This window comes from Microcoleus sp. AT3-A2, assembly GCF_036705685.1.
Taxonomy (GTDB): Bacteria; Cyanobacteriota; Cyanobacteriia; order Cyanobacteriales; family Microcoleaceae; genus Microcoleus.
Genome location: NZ_JAUBVF010000012.1, coordinates 108,653 through 131,344 on the forward strand (window position 1 = coordinate 108,653; position 22,692 = coordinate 131,344).

Consider the following 22,692-nt stretch of genomic DNA (forward strand, 5'->3'; position numbering starts at 1 on the left):
CACCGTGCAGGCATAGCATCCCGCACAGCAAAAAAGTGATGTAATCCAAAATGTTTTGAATTCATCACGATAGTAGGTATTTTACAAGTAGTTCGATCACATTTCCACCCTTCCCAAACCTCAAATTCGGTCAGATTCGGTATCCTAATGTCGATAAAAATTGCTTGTGGTTGCTCAAGGAGCAGTCGCATCCACCATCAGCGCCGTTGGCGACCTATATCGCAGTACAATGAATTGGTGGCAAGTTTTTCAGCAAATACAGAAAAACTATCTTCATCCTCCCCAATCAAAACTTTGGCTGCTGAATCCGCCGCTGGCGATCGCCCGGAACCCCGCAAGCTACGAGAATTTGCGCTTTTGGGCGATATTTCATCTCCCTTAGCAGAGGACATTTCCAAAGGGTTTTCTTCCTCTCCCGGATACAGAATCGGCAGTGTGACAAAAAAAGTCGAACCCACTCCGGGTGAACTTGTGATTTTAATGCTTCCCCCCAAAAATTCCGCCAGTTTTTTGCATAGAGACAATCCCAATCCCGTGCCTTTGACGCCCTTCTGCAAGGGGTTTTCGAGTTGGACAAATTCTTCAAAAATCCGCCTTTGATCGGCTGGGGCAATGCCGATGCCCGTATCTGCTACTGAAAAAGTAACTGTTCCCTCCTCTCCCATTTCCGCAGCAACTCGAACTTCACCTGCTTCGGTAAATTTGAGGGCGTTAGAAATCAGATTTCGTAAAATCTGAGAAACTTTTCCCTCGTCGGTTGTGAGGATTGGAAGTTCCAGAGGATCTTCAAAAATTATAGAAACAGCAGAGTTTTGGGGAAGCAGGGGGCGCATCATTCCTCGCAGGGCGCTGAACAAATCTTCGACTTCAAAATCAGCCAAGCGAACAGTTAGTTTTCCGGCTTCCACTTTGGCTAAATCTAACGAGTCGTTGACAATTTCTGCGAGAGACTCGGCGGATTTATAAATGTAATTTACTTGCTTGTCCTGTTCGGCTGAAAGTTCTCCGTCGAGGCGATCTAACAATATTTCAGAAAGGCTCATAATTGCCGTTAGCGGAGTGCGAAACTCATGGCTCATATTGGAGAGAAAGCTGGTTTTCAGTTCGCTGGCGCGCCGGAGAGATTCGGCCTTATCGTTCAATTCAGCGTAAAGTGCCACGACTCCGCGATTGGTATCTTCTAGTTGTTGATTTAATTGTACGAGTTCTTCTTGACGCTGGCGGAGTTCGTCTAAAGTGCGTAGTAATTCTTGATTTTGCTGCTGAATTTCGGCATAGGGATCTTCGGGAATTTGGCGCGCTAGTTTGTCAACTAATTGATTTAGTTCGATCGCACTCAGCGCCGGCATATTTTTGGAAAACTGTTTAATTAATTGTACAGCCGTTCCGCGATCGGGCGCCGAGTCGATTTTCACTTCGTCCATCAACCGTTTCGCTGCTGCTAAACCGAGTCCCGCGCCGGTTTGCGATCGAAAATTGGGGCTTAACACAGCCGGTAAATCAGCAATTCCCGGCCCGGTGTCGGAAATCCGAGTCCGAAAAATTTGGGGCGATTCCCCTTCCACAATGAATTCTACTTTGCCACCGCCTGCATATTTGAAAGCATTGCGGGCAATTTCGGAAACTGCTGTGGCGATGCGGGTTTGTACTTGGGAATCGAATCCCAGCCCTTTAGCAATTTGGCGAGCTCTTTGGCGTACTTGTACGATGTCTTGTTCAAAACGGACTTCCGTCGTCAGGATTGGGTAACTCACGCTGCTTCTCTCACCTTGGCTACTATAACTGTCATGTCATCGCGAGTGCGTTTGAAGTCCCGGTAGAGCACGGCTGCGATTAAAGCAGGATGCCTGGAGGCTAAACCCGGGTAGCGGTTTAAATTCCACTGCGCCGCCAAACCGTCGGAGTGCATGATGAGTAGGGACTGCTGCGACCAAGGATAGACAAATTCTGCTACTTTTCGCATCATATGTCCAACTGTGCCGTTGTAGGAAACCATGCTGCGGCTTTGGTTATCTGTGACAACTACACCGCTGATGTTGCCAATTCCGGCAAAACAAATTGTTTGTTGAGTACGATCTATTTGGGCGATCGCCGCAGCCGCTCCTCTGGTATTTTTTAAAGCAGCGTGCGCCTTCTCTAAAATTGCTTTCGGCCCGAGTTTGGCGTTTTCCTCAAATACCCGCACTGCTTCCTGAGACGCTTCCTGGGCCAAATTCCCGTAGCCGAGCCCGTCTGCAACTAAAATCAGGTTTTTCTCACAGTGATTTTCCGCAGCCCACGAATCGCCGCAAATTTGCTCTCCTGCTTTCGGTAAGTGGATGACCCCTAATTCCAAGTAATTGCTGTTTTGGGATGCTTCCCGGCTATTTTGGGTCGGTTCCAGCCGCGCTAATAAGGCTGTCCCCAGTTTTGGTACAGAATGAATATCAAAAAAAGTAGAGAGGCGTTTAATTGCCCCCAGTCCAGTTCCAGGGCTTCCCGCTGTAGAAAAACCGTCCCGTAGACACAGCGCGACATTTGCCATGCCCTGCCCCCGGTCTAGCGCTACTATTTCAATGCTATATCCTGCCGTTGTTTTTAATGTTCGCAGCAAAATTTCTCCTTCGCAGGCGTGCTTGACCACGTTTTTTGCTGCTTCGGTGGTAACAATTGCTACTTTACCGCGATCGGTCTCGTTAAATCCGACTTCGGCCGCCAGGGCGACTGCGATTCGGCGCGCTTCTCCCACTTGACTTTCTTCTGTTACGGGCAGGGCTACGGCATCTATCATTTTTTATCTTTTCGTGGGGGTTTGGGGAAGCTATAAGACCCACACCATAATCTCTGATTTGATGTGGGATACATGGACTCCCCCAAGTTAATTTTATGGGACTCCATGTCCCTTAAATTAACATTTAACGCTACACTACTCACCAGTAAACACTGTATAATACTGGAATGCTGACACTTACACACCGCTACCGAATCTATCCAGACTCCGCTCAAGAGCAACAACTCATTGAGTGGATGGAAATCTGTCGAGGCGCATTTAACTATGCACTGAGAGAGATAAAAGATTGGTGTGACAGTCGTAAGTGTCCGATTGACAGATGCTCTCTGGAGAAAGAGTACATCATTTCTTCGGAGCTAAAGTTCCCAGGCGAAATTCAACAGCTTAACAACTTGCCGAAAGCTAAGAAAGAATTTCCCAAGTTGAGTCAGGTTCCTTCTCAAGTTCTCCAGCATGCTATTAAGCAGTTGCATAGAGGATGGGAATATTTTCAGAACAGAGGGTTCGGCTTCCCCAGATTCAAGAAGTATGGGCAGTTTAAGTCGTTGCTGTTTCCTCAGTTTCAAGAGAATCCGGTGACGAATTTGCACATTAAACTGCCCAAGATTGGGGCGATTCCCCTCAACTTGCATCGACCTATCCCGACAGGGTTTGTGGTCAAACAAGTGCGAATCTTGAGGAAAGCCGATAAATGGTACGCATCTATTTCGCTGCAATGTGATGTCAACATTCCCGACCCAACACCCTACGGTCATCCCATTGGAGTTGATATTGGGTTGGAGAAATTCTTGGCAACAAGTGACGGTGTTCTTGTAAAACCGCCAAAGTTCTTTAAACGTCTGCAAGGTAGGCTGAAAGTGCTGCAACGCAGACTGAAGAGAAAAAGTAAGCGGTCTAAAAACTACGAAAAACAACGCCTTAAAGTTGCCCGACTTCACCATCAAATTGACAACACGAGGAAAGACTTCCATTTCAAGCAAGCCCATGCCCTTTGTGATGTTGGTGATATGGTTTTCATGGAAGACTTGGATTACCGCATCAGTGCCAAAGGGATGTTTGGGAAGCATATGCTTGACGCTGCTTTTGGACAATTCAGAACCATCGTTAAGTATGTGTGCTGGAAGCGTGGGAAATTCTTTGCCGAAGTTGATGCTAGGGGGACTTCTCAAGAATGTCCTGAGTGTGGCGGGTTCGTCAAAAAAGACCTGAGTGTTAGAGTTCATAGCTGTCCTCACTGTGGATACACAACGAATAGAGATGTGGCAGCAGGTCAGAATATCAGAAACCGAGGAATATGCCTCATTAGTACCGTTGGACAGACGGGAATCGAAAGCGCCTGTGCAGCCGATCTACCAGGGACTGAGGCAACTGAGTCTAGGCAAGTGGCGAAATCTCGCAAGAGAGCAACCAGGAAACCTAGGAAGTGATTCTTGGGAAGCCTACACCATAATCTTTGATTTGGCGCAGGAGGATGTCACCAGTTCTCATAATGAAATCCTCCATACGCCAACCCTCTCCGGGTATGGTGTGGCATTCCAAGAATCACTTCTTGGTTTTGCTGGTTGCTATTTATACCAATTTTAAAAAATAATACAACTATACGCAAGCTCCAAACCCCGATCGTCCTCACTCAATCGATTTTAGATTTTAGATTTTAGATTTTAGAATTGAAGCATTAAGCCCACGGATTCATCCGGGGGCTTGTATCCTGGATGCTTTCAGTCCTTCCCAAATGCTGTAATCTAAAATCTCAACTCTCAAATCGTATTACTTACTCACCGCCAGCGGACGATCGCAATTTTAGTCCCCTTACCCACTTTGGAAACAATCTCAAATTCGTGCATCAATCGCTTGGAACCACTGAGCCCCAAACCCAAACCGTGATTAGAAGTATAACCGTCAGTCATAGCCAATTCGATGTCTGGAATTCCCGGGCCCTTGTCTTCAAATATCAGCCTCAGCCCTTTGCGGGTTCCTAATTGGAGCGTTTCGAGAGTTACAGTTCCCCCTTTGCCGTAGTCTACAGTATTGCGGGCGAGTTCGCTGGCTGCGGTAACGATTTTCGTTTGGTCAAGTAAACCGAACCCCATTGCTACAGCCCAAGTTCGCACTTGCTGTCGGACGTGGACTATATCGGATGACGATCGGATTTCTAGTGTCTCACGTTTTGACATGGCGGCTACTGTACCAAAATAGAACTTCTCCCCAAAATATAGGACTTAGGATCATCAACTTAGTTTCTGCTAATAGGAATTACGCACTTACTACGATTTTCTCTCAAAAGAGAACATAGTGCAGGAATCTCAAACCCTTGATTTAACCCCATTGAGTGCGTAAGTCCTGTCCTAAGAAATCTTCACTTTGTCAACAAGGTATCTACAAACAAACTAGGTTTCTTGACTGCCTGTGCCTCAGTCAGGGGACAATTAAGCGACTGCTTACGCTTCCTCGTCAACAGACACACTCAATGATTTTCTTAACAAAATCATGCCCTTTTCAACGCTTAAAGCTGTGCGAACTCCTGTCAGGGAAAGTCCCAACTCAACGAGCGTAATAGCAACCGCTGGCTGCATCCCGACTACAACTGTTTCCGCATCTAAAATTCGCGACATACTAGCGATATTGTTGATAATACGCCCGATAAAGGAATCTACAATTTCCAGGGAAGAGATTTCTATTAAAACACCTTTAACTCCTGTTTTGACTATGCGGTTTGTCAGATCGTCTTGCAAAGTCATTGCCAATCGGTCGTGCATATCTACTTGAATTGTTACTAGCAGAAATTCTCCCATTTGAAGTATTGGTATCCGTTCCACAAATTCACCTGTGTGTTGATTTTTACTTAAAGTTTCATGTCAAATTTAAATATTTTTATCTTTCCTCTTTAAGATTTTTTATAGTTAAACCTTGGCGCTGCAAAGCGACTTTAAAAGCATCTGCTAAAGTCGCTTTTGTGAGAATATCCTGCAAGTCAACTCCCAAGTGAACTATGGTTTGAGCTATTTGCGGGCGAATGCCACTGATGATGCACTCAGTACCCATTAAACGGGCGGCAGCGACAGTTTTTAATAAATGTTGAGCAACTAAAGTGTCAACAGTCGGCACGCCTGTAATGTCTAAAATCGCAAATTCGGAGCCGGTTTCCATGATTTCCTGCAACAGAGTTTCCATTACTATTTGAGTGCGGGCACTGTCGAGAGTCCCGATCATGGGTAAAGCGAGAATGCCTTGCCAAAGTTTGACTACGGGTGTTGACAATTCGAGCATTTCTTGCTGCTGGCGTTCGATGACTTCTTCGCGAGCTTTGAGAAAAATTTCTGTCACCCAAAGGCCAAGCTGGTCTAATAAACTGGTGGAAAGCCAAAGTTGTTCGACAAGTGCGTCGCGGTTTTCTGTCAGTTCATGACAAAGCCGATCGAACAATGGCTTTTTGAAGCATAAAATGAAACTCGCTATCTCTGAAGGAGTAAAGCCTCTCTGAACGCGCGATCGCGAAACTTCTGCTAGCAACACCCGCATATTTTCCCATTCGGGTGTCTGGATGTCGCTAAAATTACCGTGCCCGACTGCAATGTGGAGCAATTGCAGGAACTCTTGACACTCGGAGCGCAATTCTTTGGCTCTCATCAAGTCGTCCCGCCGCAGCCCGGTATTTTGCAGTTCTTTGAGCCAGTCTGCTAGTAACTCTGCTTTGTGTCTTTGTAAGATTTCCGCGATCGTGTTATTGCTTGTGAGTTCCATTAAAATTATCTCCTGCTTAGCAATTGGAATGAAGTTGTACGAGCGATTCCCTACGGGATAGCTTCGCACGCGCGCACCAAGCGTGTTTTTTGATGATGGGGCAACTTCTGAGTTTAGCTCACTGTTTGCTGTTTGCGATCGAGGGTTAAGTACCTAATTGTAAAATGCGTTTGACGATCGCACTCGTAGAACTCGGAACTTCTATTTCGATTAAGGAAATCTTGCCACCTCCGGCGATAACAGCCGGTGCTTCTGGCAGAGTTTCGACTTGATAGTCGCCTCCTTTAACGTATATATCAGGCTTCAGGATATTTATCAGTTTAATTGCTGTAATCTCGGCAAAAATTATTACGGCGTCTACTGGTTTGAGGGCGGCCAACACTTCGGCTCGCTGATTTTCCGGTACGATCGGGCGGGGTGGCAATCCCGGCTGCTGGGGTTTGATAGCTTGCACGCTGGCGTCGCTATTCAAGCCCACCACGAGCGATCGCCCCAAATTTTTTGCTGCCTGCAAATAGCGGACGTGACCGCAGTGCAGGATATCGAAGCACCCGTTAGTAAACACGAGCGGACGCCACTTGTCCGGATCGGATGCGAGCGATTTTTCAAGTTCTTTCAACGTGTAAACATTAGAAATCATTGCAGTCATTACCACAAAATTTGAACAGCGAGCAAAATTATCCTACCAAAAAAACTGAATTTTTGCACTTTTAATATTGAACAATAAATCCTTAAACCTGGCAATAATTAATAGTCACACATGACTAACTAGGCATTAGTAATGTGTGACTCTTAAGCAAGAATATAGAAGTAAAAATTACCTGCGACGAAGCTGATATGGTAAACAGAATTTTCCAGTAAAAAACCGCTATTCGGGTATTTGTGACTGCCGTATCGTGCTGTTGGTAATTGGATGTTAAAAAGGTTGGTAAACAATTATTTATTCCCGCCCTCTCTTATATCAATTACTATAAGACAAGGGATGAGAGTTCCACCGCATCGGGCAGGCGATCGGGGAGTGAGAGCCCTAGGGGGTGAAACCCAACGAAACGCGCTCCTCCTGTGTCTATTATTTCTGACACCGCCGCGCGAGCGAAAGCTAGTTAAAAGCACCGAGCCCAAGCGTGCAGAACTCATCTTTACGCTGGATTCGTCAGACTATAGAAGAAGCCAGCAGTTGCTTGCAGCAGAGTCTGGGCGCTATCTTGACCAAGCTTTACAGCCAACCCAGAAGCGCACAGCCTCCTGTGTCCAACTCTATATAGCTGTGCAGAAACTCGACCTTTTTGATCGCAACCGCAGCCTGTGAAAACCCAGAGGAAAGTCGAGTTCGGTATCCGAAGCAGCTATTTTGGTGGAAAATAGCTAAACTCGTTCAACAAAATCCACTCAACTACCCCCTTGAATCTAACGGTGTAGAATTATCTAACACGAATTATGAAAGCAAGTAATAGCCGTCAATTTTCTTCAGTAGCTGCTCGAACTCTCAAAGTAGTCGGGATTATCTTGATTCTCTCTGCTTTGCTTGACTGCATTGTTCTGTCGCTGCCGGGAGAAACTTCAGACCTTCTCAATCGAGGCTGGCAGTTGACTGCTGCAACTCAGATAGTTGACAAGGGCATTATTCCTTTGATCGGTATCGCCCTCCTGATGACTGGCTTTTGGGTGGACAGCAGCAGTGGAGTCTCTATTGAGCGACGCAACGTTTGGCTGGACTTGCGATTCTGGGCGCTGTTGATTTCCAGCTTGTTAGGTCTAGTTTACCTATCTCTGGTTCCCGTTCACCTCAACAATACTCGTTTGGAACTCAAGGATGCTCTGGCTCAAGTCGATCAAGAAGCCGGACAAGCGGAAGGTCAACTTGAGGCACAACTTAAAAGCCCTCAATTTAAAGCTCAGGTAGAACAGCTCAAAAGCCAGCGTCGCACCCAGATAGGGGCGCTGCTGCAAGACGACGGGAAGCTGCAAGAAGCACTCAAGAGTCCAGAGGTTCCCAAGGAATTGAAAGCTGTGCTTCAGGAGTCGAAGAATGACCCGAAAGCCCTCGACAAGTTCTTGGAACAGCAAGCTCAATCACTCCCCACTCAAGCTCGCAACGAGATTCGCACCCGCAAGCAACAAAAAGAGAAAGAGTTAAGAACTCGATCGAGAAATTCGAGTTTGCAGACGGGAATCACCAGTTTGCTGTTAGCGATCGGCTACATTACTGTTGGTTGGACGGGATTGAGAAGCATGGGAATTCTGCGGTTCGGCCGCCGCAAAAATTGACCAGCGCTGGCAGGGATCGCGCTGGTCGAGACATCCCTGAGAAATAGTTTGTTTACCCAATAGTTTGCCCTTACTGAAAGCTGGGAATGTTCTCAATTTATATTCTGACTTACAACGAAGAGATTGATATCGCCGCTTGCATTGAATCGGCACTGCTTTGTGACGATATCATTGTAGTTGACTCTTTCAGCACCGATCGCACCCTTGAGATTGTTCAGAACTATGCCGTGCAAACAGTGCAGCACCGCTTTGAAAGTCACGGACGCCAGCGGACTTGGATGCTCCAAGAAGTCCCGTGCAAGTACGAATGGGTTTACATCCTCGAAGCTGACGAGCGGATGACGCCTGCACTGTTTGCTGAATGCTTAAAGGCGATCGAAAGTCAAGAATATATCGGCTATTACGTAGCTGAAAAAGTAATATTTATGGAGCGCTGGATTCGCCGCAGCACTCAATATCCCCGCTATCAAATGCGTCTCTTTCGCAAAGACCGAGTGTGGTTTACTGACTACGGTCACACTGAACGGGAAGTCTGCAACGGGCCTACTCACTTTTTGAAGGAAACTTACCCTCACTATACTTGCAGCAAAGGTCTTTCCCGCTGGATTGAAAAGCACAACCGCTACTCGACTGACGAGGCGGCTGAAACTCTCCGCCAATTAGAAGCAGGTCAAGTAAATTGGTGGGGTTTATTGTTTGGCGCGTCGGAGGTGGAAAGGCGCCGCGCTTTGAAAGATTTTTCTTTGCGCTTGCCTTTGCGGCCTGTGGTGCGCTTTTTCTATATGTATATTTTACTTGGCGGATTTCTTGACGGCCAAGCGGGATTGGCTTGGTGCACGCTGCAAGCTTTTTATGAATATCTAATTTTGCTGAAAGTTTGGGAAATGAAGCATCTACCACTGCCAACTTTAGAGGTAGCAGCAGAACAATCTATTTCGGAAGTAGTAACAGTTGAGCCGTCAAAAGTTTCTTATAATCTTGGTGCTTCCGATACTCGAAATTAAAAATTGGTAAGAGGTACGCTCGCCTAGCGGTAGTATTTGGAACTTTTAACCTCGCGGTTCCCCCGCCGATCGGAATCGAGGGGTAGCCTAAGTATTTAGAAGAGTTATTATATCCTTTCCGTGTGCATCGAAATTATTCATCTCTCTCTTCTCTTCCTCTGTGAACTCTGCGTACTCTGCGGTTAAATCATTCCGATGCAACCGGAATTAATATTAATTTTTTTAAATCCGAAGGAAACGAATCCATTGCATAACTTCCTTCTTTTGCCAGAACAAAAAAGAAAAAACCCGGTTTGTCCAAGAAACCGGGTTTCTGAATACCCTCAAAGTTTTAGGTTTAATAAAGCTTTGATTCTTAACTCAAAACTATCATCACTCACAAATTAAAACTCTTGAGATTTTGCCGTTGTTTTTGCCCGATCGAGCTTTAAAATCAACACCCCCAAAGGTGGCAAACACAAGTCGATCGAATAAGCACTGTTGTGGAACCACCACTCCTCAGTCCACTTGCCCCCCAAATTCCCCATATTGCTGCCGCCGTATTCCCGCGCGTCGCTGTTAAACAACTCCGTATAGAAACCAGGTTCCGGCACTCCTACGCGATAGTGAGAGTGCGGCTGGGGCGTAAAATTGCACACCGTCACCACAAACTCGTCGCCATCCTTCTCTCGGCGCACAAATGCCACGACGCTGTGTCGATTGTCGCTGCAATCAATCCACTCAAACCCATCCTCAGCAAAATCTTGACTGTAAAGTGCCGTTTCGCTGCGGTACAAATTGTTCAAATCTTTAAAAAACAGCTTCAACTTTTGGTGTGGCTCGAATTGCAGCAACTGCCACTGCAAATCCCCCCAAACGTTCCACTCGTGCCACTGGCCGAACTCCATCCCCATAAAGATCGTTTTCTTTCCGGGATGAGTAAACATAAAAGTAAACAAACACCGCACGTTTGCAAACTTTTGCCATTCGTCTCCTGGCATTTTCCCGATGATGTGGGCTTTGCCGTGCACTACTTCATCGTGCGACAAAGCCAGCATGAAATTCTCGCTGTGGTTGTACCACATACTGAAAGTTATGTTGTTCTGGTGGAACTGGCGGAACCACGGGTCCATGTGGTAATAGTCGAGCATATCGTGCATCCAACCCATGTTCCACTTCAGGTTGAAACCCAAACCCCCTACATAGGTCGGCCAAGATACCATCGGCCAAGAGGTAGATTCTTCGGCGATCGACAGCGCCCCTGGGAAATAGCTAAAAATGACGTGATTCGCCTGACGCAGAAAATCTGCCGCCTCGATATTTTCCCGGCCCCCGTACTGGTTGGTCAGCCATTCTCCCGGTTCGCGGCAGTAATCCAAATAAAGCATCGAGGCCACCGCATCTACGCGAATCCCGTCGATGTGGTACTTGTCAAACCAGAACAGAGCGTTTGATACTAGGAAATTCCGCACTTCGTTGCGGCCGTAGTTAAATACTAGGGTTCCCCACTCTTTGTGCTCGCCCTTGCGGGGGTCGGCGTGTTCGTACAAGTGAGTTCCGTCAAAGAAAGCCAAGCCGTGGCCGTCTTTGGGGAAATGTCCCGGTACCCAGTCCACCAGTACGCCAATGCCGTTGGCGTGGCACTGGTCAACAAAATACATGAAATCTTCAGGTTTGCCGTAGCGGGAAGTTGGGGCGAAATAGCCAGTTACTTGGTAGCCCCAAGAACCATCGAAAGGATGTTCGGCGATGGGCAGCATTTCGATGTGAGTGAAGCCCAAATCTTTGACGTAGGGTATCAGCCGATCGGCTAATTCCCGGTAAGTCAGAAAGCGCGCCCCGGGATTGAGTTCCGAAACCTGCACGGGGGGTTCTATTTCCCCATTTGGTAGCACGGCGGGTTCGTCAGTAGCGGCGTGCAGCCAAGAACCGATGTGGCATTCGTAAACCGAAATCGGCTGCGTCAGTTGGTCTGTGTGCCGCCGCTTTTCGATCCAAGCGCTATCGTGCCAAGTGTAGGTGTCTAAGTCCGTGACAATTGATGCTGTTTTCGGCCGCACTTCTTGCTGGAAACCGTAAGGGTCGGACTTTTCGTAGGGATGTCCGTCTTGGTTTTTCACTTCGTATTTGTAGGAAGTTCCCACGGATAGTCCCGGAATAAATAATTCCCAGATGCCGTTTTGCGATTTCCGCATTTGATGTTTGCGGCCGTCCCAATAGTTGAAATCTCCTAAAACAGAGACATTGCGAGCATTCGGAGCCCAAACGGCAAAATATACTCCTGTGATGCCGCCTACTTCTGTGAGGTGCGCCCCGAGTTTTTCGTAAATCCGGTGGTGGTTGCCTTCTGAAAATAAGTGAATGTCAAATTCTGTGAGTTTGGGCGATCGAAAGGCGTAGGGGTCGTAGATAAAGCGATCGTGTTCTCCTTCTTTGACCCGCAATTGATAGTTTGCTAGTTCTGGGGTGTCGATCGTACATTCAAAAAAGTGAGGATGATGTTCTGATTTCATCGGGTATTCGGCCCTGGCCTCCGGCAAAACTACCGATACCGCATCCGCATTCGGCAGATAAGCTCGGACGACCCAGACTTTTTTGCCATTTTCTTCGATCGCGTGAGGGCCTAGCACTTCAAATGGATCGTGGTGCTGATTCCAAACAATGCGGTCAATCTGTTCAAAGGGGACGGTCGCGGGCATAAAACTACTTACCTCAATCTTTTAACTAAATGGCTTTCAAAACCTAGAGCGACGCTGCACTTTACATTTCGATACATTTTTGATCGCTGATCCTACCACTGATTAGCATGATCTTGCCTGCTGCAGCTCCAGCGCGTGCCCTTGCACACACAGCAGGCTGTTGCCTTGCCGGCGGCAGAGCTGGGGTTTTACTGCTAACACCTAAGTATAGAAATATTAAAACAAATTGAAAAATTTATATTTTTTCCCCAATACCCTTGACTTATTATTTAATATGTGATAATAATAATTTTTTTTTCAACCTATTGTCGATTTGCCACTCCGGGAGGGTCAAGCCTGTAAGTGTTGGGCAACAGTTAATAGTTTACCTGGAATTTTTCGGCAGGGACGATCGCCCGATCGGTAGACTTTCAGATCCCAGAGGCTGGGTTGGCCCACAAAGCCAGTGAATTTGGGCAATACCCTCAAACAGCTAAGGATGCTTAACTCGATATTGAGGAATGAAAGCTAAAGGACTCAGCGTGGCGACAGCAGCAAGCCATATCTGCCATGCTCAAGGCATCGCCTACCAGTGACGGTGCAATAGGTTTAAAGCACCACTCAGGCGCAACAGGAGCGAGTTTTGCCTAGGCAGGGTTAATACCGAACTGACGCGACGCCAATTGAATCACTAAACTTGGTTAAAACAGACGGGTCGATGTGCTTGCCCGCACCGGCGCGAAACTCGTAGTCAACAAATCGAGTAGCAATGCCGATGCTTTCATCTCGCCAGTTTTCGGGTATCTAAGTCTCTGCTTGCTTTCCTCTCGTCTGTGGGAACACTGGCGGGGAAGGCAAGCGAGACTTGATCGAGTGCAAAATTTGCGTCGAGTCTGCGATCGCCTCCGGTTGATATTCAGTTGAGGCAGCAGCACTGGCAATGTCCTCAAGCATCCTGTCACAGGCTTGAGTTTCAAAACGTGCAGACCGGGAGTAAATTTTTCTACTTGAAAAGGAATGTTCCTCTAACGCAGCGAATCAGCGGACTTTGCTGCTGTAAGGGACGCACTGAACTTTAGTAGTAAAAGCATCAGACAATCACTACCACCCAACTTGAGACCTAGACCGATGAGATGAAAAAATGCGAGGAGCGAACCATTTTTCACCCCAAGACTAGGCTCGTTGGGAACCAACTCCGGGATAGCCCTAGTTAGGGAGTCTTTTTAGGAGCAGGGGCAGGGCTAGTAGTTGGAGTAGCCTTTGGAGATGGAGAAGAAACAGGAGGAGTAGTAGTGCCAGAGGCGTCCGGAGAGGGGCTAGTGCTGCCCGGAGTAGTAGTGGCATCGCCGCAGGCGCCGAGGGCTGCTGCCAAGGCCACTACCAAAGTCAAACGAATTAATCCCTTGTTCATAAAAACTCCTTAACATTGAAAACCCATCGCAAGGAAGGGAATAGTGTACTTGAGAAACAATGCTGGCACGAATAGCTCAACGATTCGCTCGTTGATTACAATACTGCATTTATTAATAAATTTCACATAGATTATCGCTAACCAGCAAAGATTTCTTTTTTTTGGCAAATCCTGAAGTCAAAGAGACCAGTGGTAGGATGGGTTGGTTGGCTTGTGAGGTATCCTTGGTAAGGATAACCGATCGAACGCAGATAGCCACCACTGGCGATCTGGGAGACAAAAAACTCTTAACCTCAATCAAGCTGAAGCTACCCCACTTTACGTATTGGTGAACTTTATGACCGCTGCTATCAGATCCCCGGATTCTCCCCGCTCCCGATCGACCCGCAAGCCCGCTGCTGGCGCAGCCAAAAGCAAAGTTACTTCTATTGCCCGAGCTAGGCGGGCGAAGACAGGGCCGGTATTGCCCAACTACTCGCCTGCCGACGAACAGGCTCAGGTTCGGCAGTCCGCATCGGTGCTGAAAGTCATGCCCGATCGCCAGCAGCAGCCAGTGTGGTTGCGATCGCTCCTGCAGGCACAGCGCGCCTCCTCAGTGGCAGCAGTTATGCTTTTGGGCGGCGCTCTAAGTCTCTACGGCTTGACAGTTTACGGCGAGCAGCGCTGGAGTCAGGATTATCAAAAACTGGAAACTCTGCGCCTCCAAGAACAGCAGTTGAGCGCTGCTAGCGAAGTTTTGAAACACCAACTTGCTAAAGAAGCCCAAAATCCAGAAACCGGTTTGGCTCCGCAGAATCCTGGGGACACGATTTTCTTGCAGCCGGCCCCTGAAACCAGATCGCCCGTTGCGGCACCAAATTCTGAGCCCGCTCTCAAGAGTCGAGCCGGTGTGGAAACACCGCTGGGCTATTAAACCTGTGTCAAAGCGGAGAGCGCCCGAGGGCCTGAGTGTCCGAGGGCCTGAGAATTTGAGGATCTAATTTCCTTTTTGACTTTTTTGCAAGTCGCGATCGATTTTCTGCTTCCAACCGCAAGTTACAGATTAAAAATAATTAAGACCACTTCTTCAAAAAACAGAATGCAACTGTAGATGTGATCCAAACCCTGATAGGGACTGCTCATTCCCAAGTGGTGAATTTTATCTTTTGAGATTTAAGTTATAAATTCTAAATTCTAAAACGCTCTAACTTGCTATTGAATTTTTAATGCCATGAGCTACGACCCCCGTTTTGACCGCTACAGATCGCCGAATTTCAAACGCACAAAACAGGCGGGCGATTCCCTACGGGATAGCTTCGCCGCGCGTACTGGGTGGGAAAAACCAGCCAAACCTAGATCTTCCGGCAGTTTCGGCCGCTCGCCACAACAGACGGCTTCATCTTGGGGACGACCGGTGGAGCGTTTAAAGCGCAGCAAGTTCCGTTTGTGGGCGGTGTGGGCGGTGTTGATGCTGGGGGGGCTGGGGCTGGCTGTGAATTTGTTTTATTTGCAGGTGACGCGAGCTCCGGCGCTACGTAAACAGGCCGAGCAGCAGCAAACTCTCAAAACGAAGCCGTTTGTACCGAGACGCCCGATAATTGACCGCGCAGGAAATGTTTTGGCGATCGACAGACAGGTGTACACGCTCTACGCTCACCCGAAGTTGTTTAACCACTCGAAGGCGGAAATTGCTGCTAAGTTGGCTCCGATGCTGGCGATCGAACTGAGTCCGGGCACTACGTCGGAAACTGAATTGATACGCAGGTTTAATCTTGCTGAAAGCGGTATTACAATTGCTGACTCTCTGCCTCAAGAGGTTGCCGATCGCGTCGCTGGGATGCAAATTAAAGAGAGTCTGGTCGATGGCTTGGAGTTGCTGCGGCAGCAGCAGCGTTTTTACCCGCAGCAGGAGTTGGCGGCGGATATCCTCGGTTATGTGGACGGGGAACGGAAGGGACAAGCCGGGGTGGAATACAGCCAGCAGAATTTGTTGGAACGATCGATGCCGTCGATTCAGTTTAGCAGGTCGAGCAATGGGAATTGGGTTCCCGATCGCCTGACGGCGGGATTTGTGCAGCTTGATGACTTGAAATTACAACTGACGATCGACAGTCGCTTGCAGCGGGCTGCCCGAAATGCGCTTAAGGAAAAAATGAAGCAACACGATGCGAAGCGGGGCACAGTGATAGTGATGGATGCCCGTAATGGGGAGTTACTGTCAGTTGTAGCGGAACCTTCTTATGACCCGAATCAATATTTTAATTTCGATTTGTCGCGCTATAAAAATTGGGCTGTAACTGATGTTTATGAGCCTGGTTCGACTTTTAAAGCGATTAATGTGGCGATCGCTCTGGAAGCGGGTGCGGTGAAACCTAATACTGTGTTTAACGATGAAGGTCGGATTTACATGAATCCCTGGACTATCCAAAATTCCGATTACCAAAGAGCAGGCGCGCGCGGCCCTTCGACTGTTACTGAGATTTTGAAATATTCTAGTAATGTGGGGATGGTGCACATCATGAGAACCATGAAACCTTCTCTTTACTATCAAGCTTTAGAAAAACTCGGACTCGGACAAACTGCGGGAACTGATTTGCCTTTTGAAGTAACCAGCCAGCTTAAAAATCGAGAGCAATTTATTAATTCTCCTGTGGAAGTTGCCACTACTGCTTTTGGTCAGGGTTTTTCGATAACTCCGATGCAGTTGGTGCAGCTTAATGGAGCTTTGGCCAACGGCGGTAAGTTGGTGACTCCTCATGTTGTGCGGGGACTTTTTGATAGGGATGGTCAAGCTTTTTGGAAACTTCCGAGGGCTGTTCCGAAGCAGGTTTTTTCACCGGAAACTACTAAGCAGGTTTTAGAAATGATGGAAACTGTGGTTGATGGTGGTACAGGGAAAGCTGCACAAATTCCTGGGTATCGGATTGCTGGGAAAACGGGTACGGCTCAAAAAGCTAATTCTGGTGGGGGTTATTCAGACAAGGCGATTATTACTAGCTTTGTGGGGATCATGCCTGTGGAGGCTCCTCGGTATGTGGTTTTGGCGGTGATTGATGAGCCGAAGGAGGGTTCTTCGGGGGGTACGGTGGCGGCGCCGATTGTGGAGTCGGTGATGGAGGCGTTGATTTCTATTGAGAAGATTGCGCCGAGTAAGAAGTAGTTGATTATATCTGAGATGTGGCGTCAGGAATTGATCTTGAATATAACGATCGACAACAGGGCTATTGAGGAGACGGCAGTGCCGTTTCCCTACCTCAAGAAAATTGAGCGCGCGATCGAATGTAACGATCGACAACAGGACTATTGAGGACACGGCAATGCCGTTTCTTGCGCCCCAAAATAATCGATCGCCCGATGCTCGGATGTAACCATGCCCGATTTGTAGGGAAACGGCGCTGCCGTGTCCTGACTGTGGGTCATCTGAATTCAGTAACAGTATCGATTTTTGTCATTGGGTTTGCTTTGTCTTTTGGAGGTGCGTGTATGTCCTAAAATTGTAGAGATTATGACGCAGCGATCGCCATTTTTGAGATTAGGATGAGATAGTGTGAGGTTTCCTTTTGCTCGATGATTTGTTAGGCCGCACTCGTCGCTGATTTTGTATACGGGGCAGCCTTGGAAATTGAACATGGCTCGCCGAATTGTTCCATTTTCTTTGTGTTCATTTTGATCATTGATTGGGAGCAATGTTGTATCATTTGTGTTTATCTGAATTTGCGATTCTAAGCTTTTCCATTGGTTTGCTGGTACTTGGGCTGGGGAAATGTCGGATTTATGAATTGCTACCTGTACATTTTCTCCGACTTGTTTGAAGCTGGCTTGCCATGAGGTTTTGTCGCGTTTGGCGTTGCTGCGGGCAAGTTCCATTGCCCAATAAGCTCGATCGAGCGATAGCTTTAAACGGTGATTGTTGATAAACATTAGCCAAGAGGGGGCGACGATCGCACAAAATATTCCTATGATTAAAATCATTATCAATAGCTCAATCATTGTAAAACCGGCGGCAGGTGTAGTGGCTCTGCCTTTGAGCGTTTTATTTATTGACACGTAGATGCACTCCCTGATATTTAGCTGGCCCAAAAAACAGCTAGGAGGAGCTATTTTTTATTGAGTATATTTTAACTGTGGGTTGGGCGAGTGTGTAGATCGGTATTTACTGAAAATTTATGCGACTTTAAAAAAACTGCGGGTAAGCAAACGGCAGTCAGGAAAGGGTAGTGCGCTTTCCCTACAGCAATTTTGTCGATCGCCCGATCGCACGGATCGGATGTAAAGATCGCCCGATTTGTAGGCAAACGGGACTGCCGTGCCCTGATTTGGGGTAATATCGTTTTCCCTGACGCACCCTACATCAGTGACTATTTGGTTTTTGATGCGGGCGATCACTCCTCCTGCACTAAATACTCCTGTACCTAACGGTAAATTTTTATTAGCAAGGGGGTCTTTTCATTGGAAGACGAGCGGCAGTTACTATTACAATATCAAATTGATACAATTGTTAGCACAAACAGCGGCGGCGGTGCTACTTATGCTAAAATTGCTGCGACGAGGGAACTGGAAATTTCGGTTGTGATGGTGCAGCGCCCGCAGATTCCCGATGTTGAGCAGGTTGCTGATGTTGAAGGGGCGATCGCTTGGTTAATTAAGCAGTTATTAGTTATTAGTTATTAGTTACATCCTTGGGGCGATCGGAATGTGCCAGCTCGCCTCAACTGAGGTTATAGCAGCCAGACTGCAAGAATTCCTATCCCCCAAGCGTCTATAACCAACTAAGCTACTATCAGCAGTTGGGGTTAAGGTCGCGGATCTGACGGGGTGACAACGCCTCTGTCTTTTTGAGAGCGATCGATTTAAACTCTTCTCAGTGCAAGGCTTTCCGGTTGCTTGTCAGTGCCTTAGTAAAATTATTCTAATACCCATACCCAATCTGGAGACTCAAATATATGCAATACAAAAACGGTATGCCAATTGCCATTATTGGCGCGGGAATATCAGGCATTACGACAGCCAATATTCTCCAGAAAAATGGTTTCCAAGCAGTTGTTTTCGAGAAATCCGAAAAGATTGGCGGAGTATGGGCACTTGCATACCCAAACGTACACCTGCAAAATATCAGGGAACAGTATCATTTATCTGATTTTCCCTGGCCATTCACGCCTGATTTACATCCCACCGGAGAACAAATCCTGAATTATTTGGAGCAAGCGGTCAACCATCTAAAGCTTGATGTGCGGTTAAATCACGAAGTTATCGAACTCAAAGAAACAGAAGATGGCTGGCTATTAAGATATAAAAATCAGGATGGCGTTCACGAAGAATTATTTGGATACGTTGTTATCTCAGTTGGGCAATATACAGAAGGAAAGTATCAACCTGAATTTCCAGGTATAGAAGATTTCGGCGGTAAAATCATCACTGAACGGGATGTCCACACGCTTGATGTATTCAATAATCAACGAGTTGTAATCGTTGGCTTCGGAAAGAGCGCCTTAGACATGGCGACTTTCGCAGCAAAACAAGGCGCGCAAGTAAATCATGTATTTCGTACACCGCGCTGGCTTATCCCAGAATGGATTTTGGGCGTACATTTTACCTACGCATTATTCAGCCGTTTTGGAACAGTGATGATGACAAGTTGGGCACATCCAACCGCCATTGAACGTTTCCTGCACAATCGCCTTGGCTTCATTGTTTCAGGTTTTTGGGATTTGATTGCATCCATCTTCCGCTTTCAAGTTCAGCGAAATGTTTCTGGAAAAAGCCAAGCCGCCCAAGGTAGAATCAAAGCTGTACAACCAGACCACAAACTATTGCCTGATTTACGTTCAGCCACAGCGGTTGCGCCTGATGATTACTATCCGTTTATTGCAGAAGGAAAAATCTCGCCCCACCGTGCAGAATTATCTGGTTTTTCGCCAGAAGCAGTAAAATTGAAAAATGGTTGCGAGATTCCATGCGATTTAGTCGTTCTATCTTTGGGTTCGCAAACGCCGATTTTTCCATTTTTGCCTGATAAATATCGAAAAATGTTGGAAATCGAACCAGATGGCGTGCAGTTATATCGCCACTTGCTTCATCCTCGCATTACTGGCATTGCCTTTGCCGGGTTCAATCATGGATATATGCACGTGCCAGCAGTCGAGATCGCCACACAATGGCTGTGTGCTTACTTGCGGGGTGAACTTGAGTTACCTTCCAGCGAGAATATGGAAAAAAGTATTGAATATATCCGCCAGTGGAAACGCGCAAATATTCAATTTGAACCTTCGCGATCCTGTGCGACCAACACTCGCTTCCAACAATATATTGACATCATGCTTAAAGATATGGGTGTTTCTCCTTATCGAAAATTGCCTAACATTTTCGCTGAGATATTCGGCAGATATCAACCATCTGATTATCTTGGCGTATCGGAAGAATATAATCACAAAAAGAAAAGTCGCTCTACTCCACTACACCCTCTTCCGTTGGATACATGATTGCTTTCCTAGCTTAAGCTGTTACCTTAGCAATGAGCACTGCCTGGGAATACAAATCTCTAGGCTAGGCCTCCAATTCCAATAACTAAGGCCCAATTCCCAATTCTCAATGCCAAATTATTTGGATTTTTTCTGACTCTCCAAAGAGTTAAGATGATTGTTCATATCCTGCAAATATTTTGCTAAAACAGGATACTGTGAAGTTGCTAGCAGTGCATCTTTTTTCTGGCTGACAGTTGTTTCTAAGGGCAAAACTCGATAGTTCGTTTTATTGTTCTGAGTATAGCGGTGTACCCAAGTCGGAAAGGTTTTGATGCTGGTAATTTCTGTGGTCTTTTCGGGAAAGGTTTTGCGAATATTTACTTGCAAAATTACGCCTAAGTCTGTATATTTTTTATTCTGACCGGAAATGAAGTTTCCCATTGAATAAATTGCTACAGCTTTGCGAGTTTTGCCATTTTTTCCGGGAAAGTTAAAAATTTTGTAAGGTTGGACGACGTGGGGATGGCTGCCGAGAATGATGTCTGCACCAGCTTTTAATAGGTTTTCCACTAATTGTTTTTGTTGGGTGTTTGGCTGTCGCTGATATTCGTCGCCAAAATGCAGGGAAATTGCGATAATATCTGCTCCTTGTTTGCGGGCTTTGGCAATGTCTTTGACTATCTTTTTTTCGTCGATTAGGGAAACTAAGTAATCTTTGCCTTTGGGTATGGGAATGCCGTTTGTGCCGTAGGTGTAGGCTAGCATGGCTAGTGAAATGTTGTTTTTGGTGCTGATTAAAGTGCGATCGGCTGCGGCGGCTGATGTGGCTGTTCCTGTGGAAGCAATTTTGCGATCGCTCAGATTGGCGATCGTCCTAATTACCCCTTTTTCTCCACGGTCTAAAGCATGATTGTTCGCAGTTGTCAAGATATTAAATCCAGCTTTTTTAGTAGCATCCGCTAATTGAGCCGGTGCGTTAAATAGCGGATATCCCGTATATCCGCCCGCATCTTCGCCCGCTAAAGGTGTTTCGAGATTTCCGATCACCCAATCGCCTGTTGACAAGATACTTTTAACTGGTGCGAAGAAATTGTCAAAATTATATGTTTTCTTTTTTGCGTCGTAGCCCGATCGCGTTTGGGTACTGTGCATCATAATGTCGCCGACAGCAATTAGTGTTGCTTCTTTGATTTCAGACTTTGGTTTGGCGGGAACAGGGGCTGCAATTGGCGATGGCGTCCCGCCCCGCAAGCTACGACTTTCTGTAGGCTGTGTGTTGGTTTGTGGCGTTTGGATATTGCAGCCTGCGATCGAAAGCATGGCAATTAGCGAGAGCAACCGACAAAAATCCATAATTTTTGAGAGTGATTTGTCGGCTTATATGGTATCATAACTCATTTAGTTACAGTTAAATAAATGAAAAAAAACTATCTAATTCTTACCTTTATTATTTTTGTATCAATTACGGGTTTTGGTGTTTTGACTTACGCTCAAACTTCTGGCGATAGACCTTTTGAATTTGCCTTAATTGGCGATTTGCCCTACAGTGTCAAACAGGAAGCACAATTTCCGAATTTGATTGCAGATATTAATCGATCGCCCGCAGCGTTTGTAGTCCACGACGGCGATATTAAAAACGGTTCTAGTGTCTGCGATGATGCAACTTTTGTCAGCCGCAAGCAGTTATTTGACAATTTTGAGATGCCGTTTATTCTTGTTTATGGCGATAATGAATGGACAGATTGCCACCGTTCAAATAACGGCAGTTACGATCCAGTAGAAAGACTCGCTAAACTGCGGGAAATCTTCAACCAACGTAATCAAACTTTGGGAAAGCGCACCTTAACTCTCACCCGTCAAAGCGAAAACCCGCAGTTTGCTAAATACCGCGAAAATGTCCGCTGGATTTATCATGGCATTGTATTTTTTGCCATTAATATGCCGGGAAGCAACAACAATTTTGGCCGCACTCCCGAAGCAGATGCAGAATATGCCGATCGCAATTGGGCTAACTTAGCCTGGATCAAAGAATGTTTTGCTTTAGCCAAACGCAGCAACAGCAAAGGAATTGTGTTAGTTGCACAGGCAAATCCGGGATTTGAACTCGATCCGACGGACAAAAGAAGAAGCGGCTACAACGATTTTATCGCAACTCTGGAAACAGAAACAGGCAATTTCCCAGGGCAGGTTGTATTCGTCCACGGCGATACTCACTATTTCCGCATCGATAAACCTTTACCCTATTTTACTGATGAGACTCAACTACCGAGAATGAAAAATTTTACGAGAGTTGAAACTTTTGGTTCTCCCAACGTGCATTGGTTGCGGGCTTTTTATGACCCTTCAAATCCTAATTTGTTTGAATTTAAACAACAGATTGTTCCGCAAAATTAGGCTATGT

At 46.6% G+C, this 22,692-nt stretch carries 19 protein-coding genes; 8 read left to right on the forward strand and 11 right to left on the reverse strand.

Going from position 1 to position 22,692, the window contains the following annotated elements:
- Nucleotides 1-197: 197 nt before the first annotated feature.
- Both QUB37_RS10105 and QUB37_RS10110 read right to left on the reverse strand, forming a co-directional pair.
- Nucleotides 198-1,754, reverse strand: coding sequence for an ATP-binding protein (locus QUB37_RS10105; RefSeq protein WP_333161479.1), 1,557 nt, complete (start codon nucleotides 1,752-1,754; stop codon nucleotides 198-200).
- Nucleotides 1,751-2,770, reverse strand: a complete 1,020-nt coding sequence (locus tag QUB37_RS10110; RefSeq protein ID WP_333161481.1) for an ATP-binding SpoIIE family protein phosphatase — start codon at nucleotides 2,768-2,770, stop codon at nucleotides 1,751-1,753. The genes QUB37_RS10105 and QUB37_RS10110 overlap by 4 nt, the downstream gene beginning before the upstream one ends.
- Before the next feature lie 167 nt (nucleotides 2,771-2,937).
- Here QUB37_RS10110 and QUB37_RS10115 point away from each other — a divergent pair, with 167 nt between their 5' ends.
- Nucleotides 2,938-4,197 carry a transposase gene (locus QUB37_RS10115; RefSeq protein ID WP_333161483.1) on the forward strand — a complete coding sequence of 420 codons (1,260 nt, stop codon included), beginning with the start codon at nucleotides 2,938-2,940 and terminating at the stop codon, nucleotides 4,195-4,197.
- Nucleotides 4,198-4,545: 348 nt separating this feature from the next.
- Here the strand turns inward: QUB37_RS10115 and QUB37_RS10120 are convergent, their stop codons facing one another.
- The 4 genes from QUB37_RS10120 to QUB37_RS10135 all read right to left on the reverse strand — a co-directional run bounded on the left by QUB37_RS10120 (nucleotide 4,546) and on the right by QUB37_RS10135 (nucleotide 7,151).
- Nucleotides 4,546-4,944, reverse strand: a complete 399-nt coding sequence (locus QUB37_RS10120; RefSeq protein WP_333161485.1) for an anti-sigma regulatory factor — start codon at nucleotides 4,942-4,944, stop codon at nucleotides 4,546-4,548.
- 264 nt (nucleotides 4,945-5,208) lie between these two features.
- Nucleotides 5,209-5,586: an STAS domain-containing protein gene (locus QUB37_RS10125; RefSeq protein ID WP_333161487.1), complete on the reverse strand. Its 378-nt coding sequence runs from the start codon at nucleotides 5,584-5,586 to the stop codon at nucleotides 5,209-5,211.
- 55 nt (nucleotides 5,587-5,641) lie between these two features.
- Nucleotides 5,642-6,511, reverse strand: a complete 870-nt coding sequence (locus tag QUB37_RS10130) for an STAS domain-containing protein (protein ID WP_333161489.1) — start codon at nucleotides 6,509-6,511, stop codon at nucleotides 5,642-5,644.
- Nucleotides 6,512-6,656: 145 nt separating this feature from the next.
- Nucleotides 6,657-7,151, reverse strand: coding sequence for an adenylyltransferase/cytidyltransferase family protein (locus QUB37_RS10135; protein WP_333161491.1), 495 nt, complete (start codon nucleotides 7,149-7,151; stop codon nucleotides 6,657-6,659).
- 797 nt (nucleotides 7,152-7,948) lie between these two features.
- Between QUB37_RS10135 and hpsJ-B the strand changes: the two genes are divergently transcribed.
- Nucleotides 7,949-8,779 carry a hormogonium polysaccharide biosynthesis protein HpsJ gene (gene hpsJ-B, locus QUB37_RS10140; RefSeq protein ID WP_333056899.1) on the forward strand — a complete coding sequence of 277 codons (831 nt, stop codon included), beginning with the start codon at nucleotides 7,949-7,951 and terminating at the stop codon, nucleotides 8,777-8,779.
- A gap of 86 nt (nucleotides 8,780-8,865) precedes the next feature.
- A complete protein-coding gene (locus QUB37_RS10145) occupies nucleotides 8,866-9,783 on the forward strand; it encodes a glycosyltransferase family 2 protein (RefSeq protein WP_333161493.1) in 918 nt (305 codons plus the stop codon).
- Between the two features lie 383 nt (nucleotides 9,784-10,166).
- Here QUB37_RS10145 and glgB read toward each other — a convergent pair whose 3' ends face one another.
- From glgB to QUB37_RS10160, 3 genes are all read right to left on the reverse strand, one after another.
- Nucleotides 10,167-12,461 carry a 1,4-alpha-glucan branching enzyme gene (glgB, locus tag QUB37_RS10150; RefSeq protein WP_333161495.1) on the reverse strand — a complete coding sequence of 765 codons (2,295 nt, stop codon included), beginning with the start codon at nucleotides 12,459-12,461 and terminating at the stop codon, nucleotides 10,167-10,169.
- Nucleotides 12,462-13,244: 783 nt separating this feature from the next.
- Nucleotides 13,245-13,394 (reverse strand): hypothetical protein, encoded by a 150-nt coding sequence (locus tag QUB37_RS10155; protein WP_333161497.1) that lies wholly within the window; start codon nucleotides 13,392-13,394, stop codon nucleotides 13,245-13,247.
- Nucleotides 13,395-13,650: 256 nt separating this feature from the next.
- A complete protein-coding gene (locus QUB37_RS10160) occupies nucleotides 13,651-13,851 on the reverse strand; it encodes a serine protease (RefSeq protein WP_333161499.1) in 201 nt (66 codons plus the stop codon).
- 337 nt (nucleotides 13,852-14,188) lie between these two features.
- Between QUB37_RS10160 and QUB37_RS10165 the strand changes: the two genes are divergently transcribed.
- Together QUB37_RS10165 and QUB37_RS10170 are read left to right on the forward strand one after the other, a co-directional pair.
- Nucleotides 14,189-14,764 carry a hypothetical protein gene (locus tag QUB37_RS10165; RefSeq protein WP_333161501.1) on the forward strand — a complete coding sequence of 192 codons (576 nt, stop codon included), beginning with the start codon at nucleotides 14,189-14,191 and terminating at the stop codon, nucleotides 14,762-14,764.
- Nucleotides 14,765-15,061: 297 nt separating this feature from the next.
- On the forward strand, nucleotides 15,062-16,990 hold the full coding sequence (locus QUB37_RS10170) for a penicillin-binding protein 2 (protein ID WP_333161503.1): 1,929 nt from the start codon (nucleotides 15,062-15,064) through the stop codon (nucleotides 16,988-16,990).
- Nucleotides 16,991-17,256: 266 nt separating this feature from the next.
- On the opposite strand, the gene QUB37_RS10175 is transcribed toward QUB37_RS10170, so the two are convergent.
- On the reverse strand, nucleotides 17,257-17,802 hold the full coding sequence (locus QUB37_RS10175) for a transcriptional regulator (protein WP_333161505.1): 546 nt from the start codon (nucleotides 17,800-17,802) through the stop codon (nucleotides 17,257-17,259).
- A 477-nt stretch (nucleotides 17,803-18,279) separates the two neighbouring features.
- Here QUB37_RS10175 and QUB37_RS10180 point away from each other — a divergent pair, with 477 nt between their 5' ends.
- Together QUB37_RS10180 and QUB37_RS10185 are read left to right on the forward strand one after the other, a co-directional pair.
- Nucleotides 18,280-18,501, forward strand: a complete 222-nt coding sequence (locus QUB37_RS10180) for a precorrin-6A/cobalt-precorrin-6A reductase (protein WP_445300016.1) — start codon at nucleotides 18,280-18,282, stop codon at nucleotides 18,499-18,501.
- Nucleotides 18,502-18,773: 272 nt separating this feature from the next.
- The gene (locus QUB37_RS10185; RefSeq protein WP_333161507.1) at nucleotides 18,774-20,309 is read left to right on the forward strand and encodes an NAD(P)/FAD-dependent oxidoreductase; all 1,536 of its coding nucleotides are present in this window, start codon (nucleotides 18,774-18,776) and stop codon (nucleotides 20,307-20,309) included.
- Nucleotides 20,310-20,426: 117 nt separating this feature from the next.
- Here the strand turns inward: QUB37_RS10185 and QUB37_RS10190 are convergent, their stop codons facing one another.
- Nucleotides 20,427-21,644 carry a CapA family protein gene (locus QUB37_RS10190; protein ID WP_333161509.1) on the reverse strand — a complete coding sequence of 406 codons (1,218 nt, stop codon included), beginning with the start codon at nucleotides 21,642-21,644 and terminating at the stop codon, nucleotides 20,427-20,429.
- A 63-nt stretch (nucleotides 21,645-21,707) separates the two neighbouring features.
- On the opposite strand from QUB37_RS10190, the gene QUB37_RS10195 reads away from it, so the two are divergent.
- Nucleotides 21,708-22,685: a hypothetical protein gene (locus QUB37_RS10195; protein WP_333161511.1), complete on the forward strand. Its 978-nt coding sequence runs from the start codon at nucleotides 21,708-21,710 to the stop codon at nucleotides 22,683-22,685.
- Nucleotides 22,686-22,692: the final 7 nt, after the last annotated feature.

What these genes read in the sequence shown, in the direction of transcription:
- QUB37_RS10110 (WP_333161481.1), bottom strand. Translation starts at nt 2,770, where the DNA reads ATGATAGATGCCGTAGCCCTGCCCGTAACAGAAGAAAGTCAAGTGGGA.
- QUB37_RS10115 (WP_333161483.1), top strand. Translation starts at nt 2,938, where the DNA reads ATGCTGACACTTACACACCGCTACCGAATCTATCCAGACTCCGCTCAA.
- QUB37_RS10120 (WP_333161485.1), bottom strand. Translation starts at nt 4,944, where the DNA reads ATGTCAAAACGTGAGACACTAGAAATCCGATCGTCATCCGATATAGTC.
- QUB37_RS10130 (WP_333161489.1), bottom strand. Translation starts at nt 6,511, where the DNA reads ATGGAACTCACAAGCAATAACACGATCGCGGAAATCTTACAAAGACAC.
- QUB37_RS10135 (WP_333161491.1), bottom strand. Translation starts at nt 7,151, where the DNA reads ATGATTTCTAATGTTTACACGTTGAAAGAACTTGAAAAATCGCTCGCA.
- hpsJ-B (WP_333056899.1), top strand. Translation starts at nt 7,949, where the DNA reads ATGAAAGCAAGTAATAGCCGTCAATTTTCTTCAGTAGCTGCTCGAACT.
- QUB37_RS10145 (WP_333161493.1), top strand. Translation starts at nt 8,866, where the DNA reads ATGTTCTCAATTTATATTCTGACTTACAACGAAGAGATTGATATCGCC.
- glgB (WP_333161495.1), bottom strand. Translation starts at nt 12,461, where the DNA reads ATGCCCGCGACCGTCCCCTTTGAACAGATTGACCGCATTGTTTGGAAT.
- QUB37_RS10155 (WP_333161497.1), bottom strand. Translation starts at nt 13,394, where the DNA reads ATGCTTGAGGACATTGCCAGTGCTGCTGCCTCAACTGAATATCAACCG.
- QUB37_RS10160 (WP_333161499.1), bottom strand. Translation starts at nt 13,851, where the DNA reads ATGAACAAGGGATTAATTCGTTTGACTTTGGTAGTGGCCTTGGCAGCA.
- QUB37_RS10165 (WP_333161501.1), top strand. Translation starts at nt 14,189, where the DNA reads ATGACCGCTGCTATCAGATCCCCGGATTCTCCCCGCTCCCGATCGACC.
- QUB37_RS10170 (WP_333161503.1), top strand. Translation starts at nt 15,062, where the DNA reads ATGAGCTACGACCCCCGTTTTGACCGCTACAGATCGCCGAATTTCAAA.
- QUB37_RS10175 (WP_333161505.1), bottom strand. Translation starts at nt 17,802, where the DNA reads ATGATTTTAATCATAGGAATATTTTGTGCGATCGTCGCCCCCTCTTGG.
- QUB37_RS10185 (WP_333161507.1), top strand. Translation starts at nt 18,774, where the DNA reads ATGCAATACAAAAACGGTATGCCAATTGCCATTATTGGCGCGGGAATA.
- QUB37_RS10190 (WP_333161509.1), bottom strand. Translation starts at nt 21,644, where the DNA reads ATGGATTTTTGTCGGTTGCTCTCGCTAATTGCCATGCTTTCGATCGCA.
- QUB37_RS10195 (WP_333161511.1), top strand. Translation starts at nt 21,708, where the DNA reads ATGAAAAAAAACTATCTAATTCTTACCTTTATTATTTTTGTATCAATT.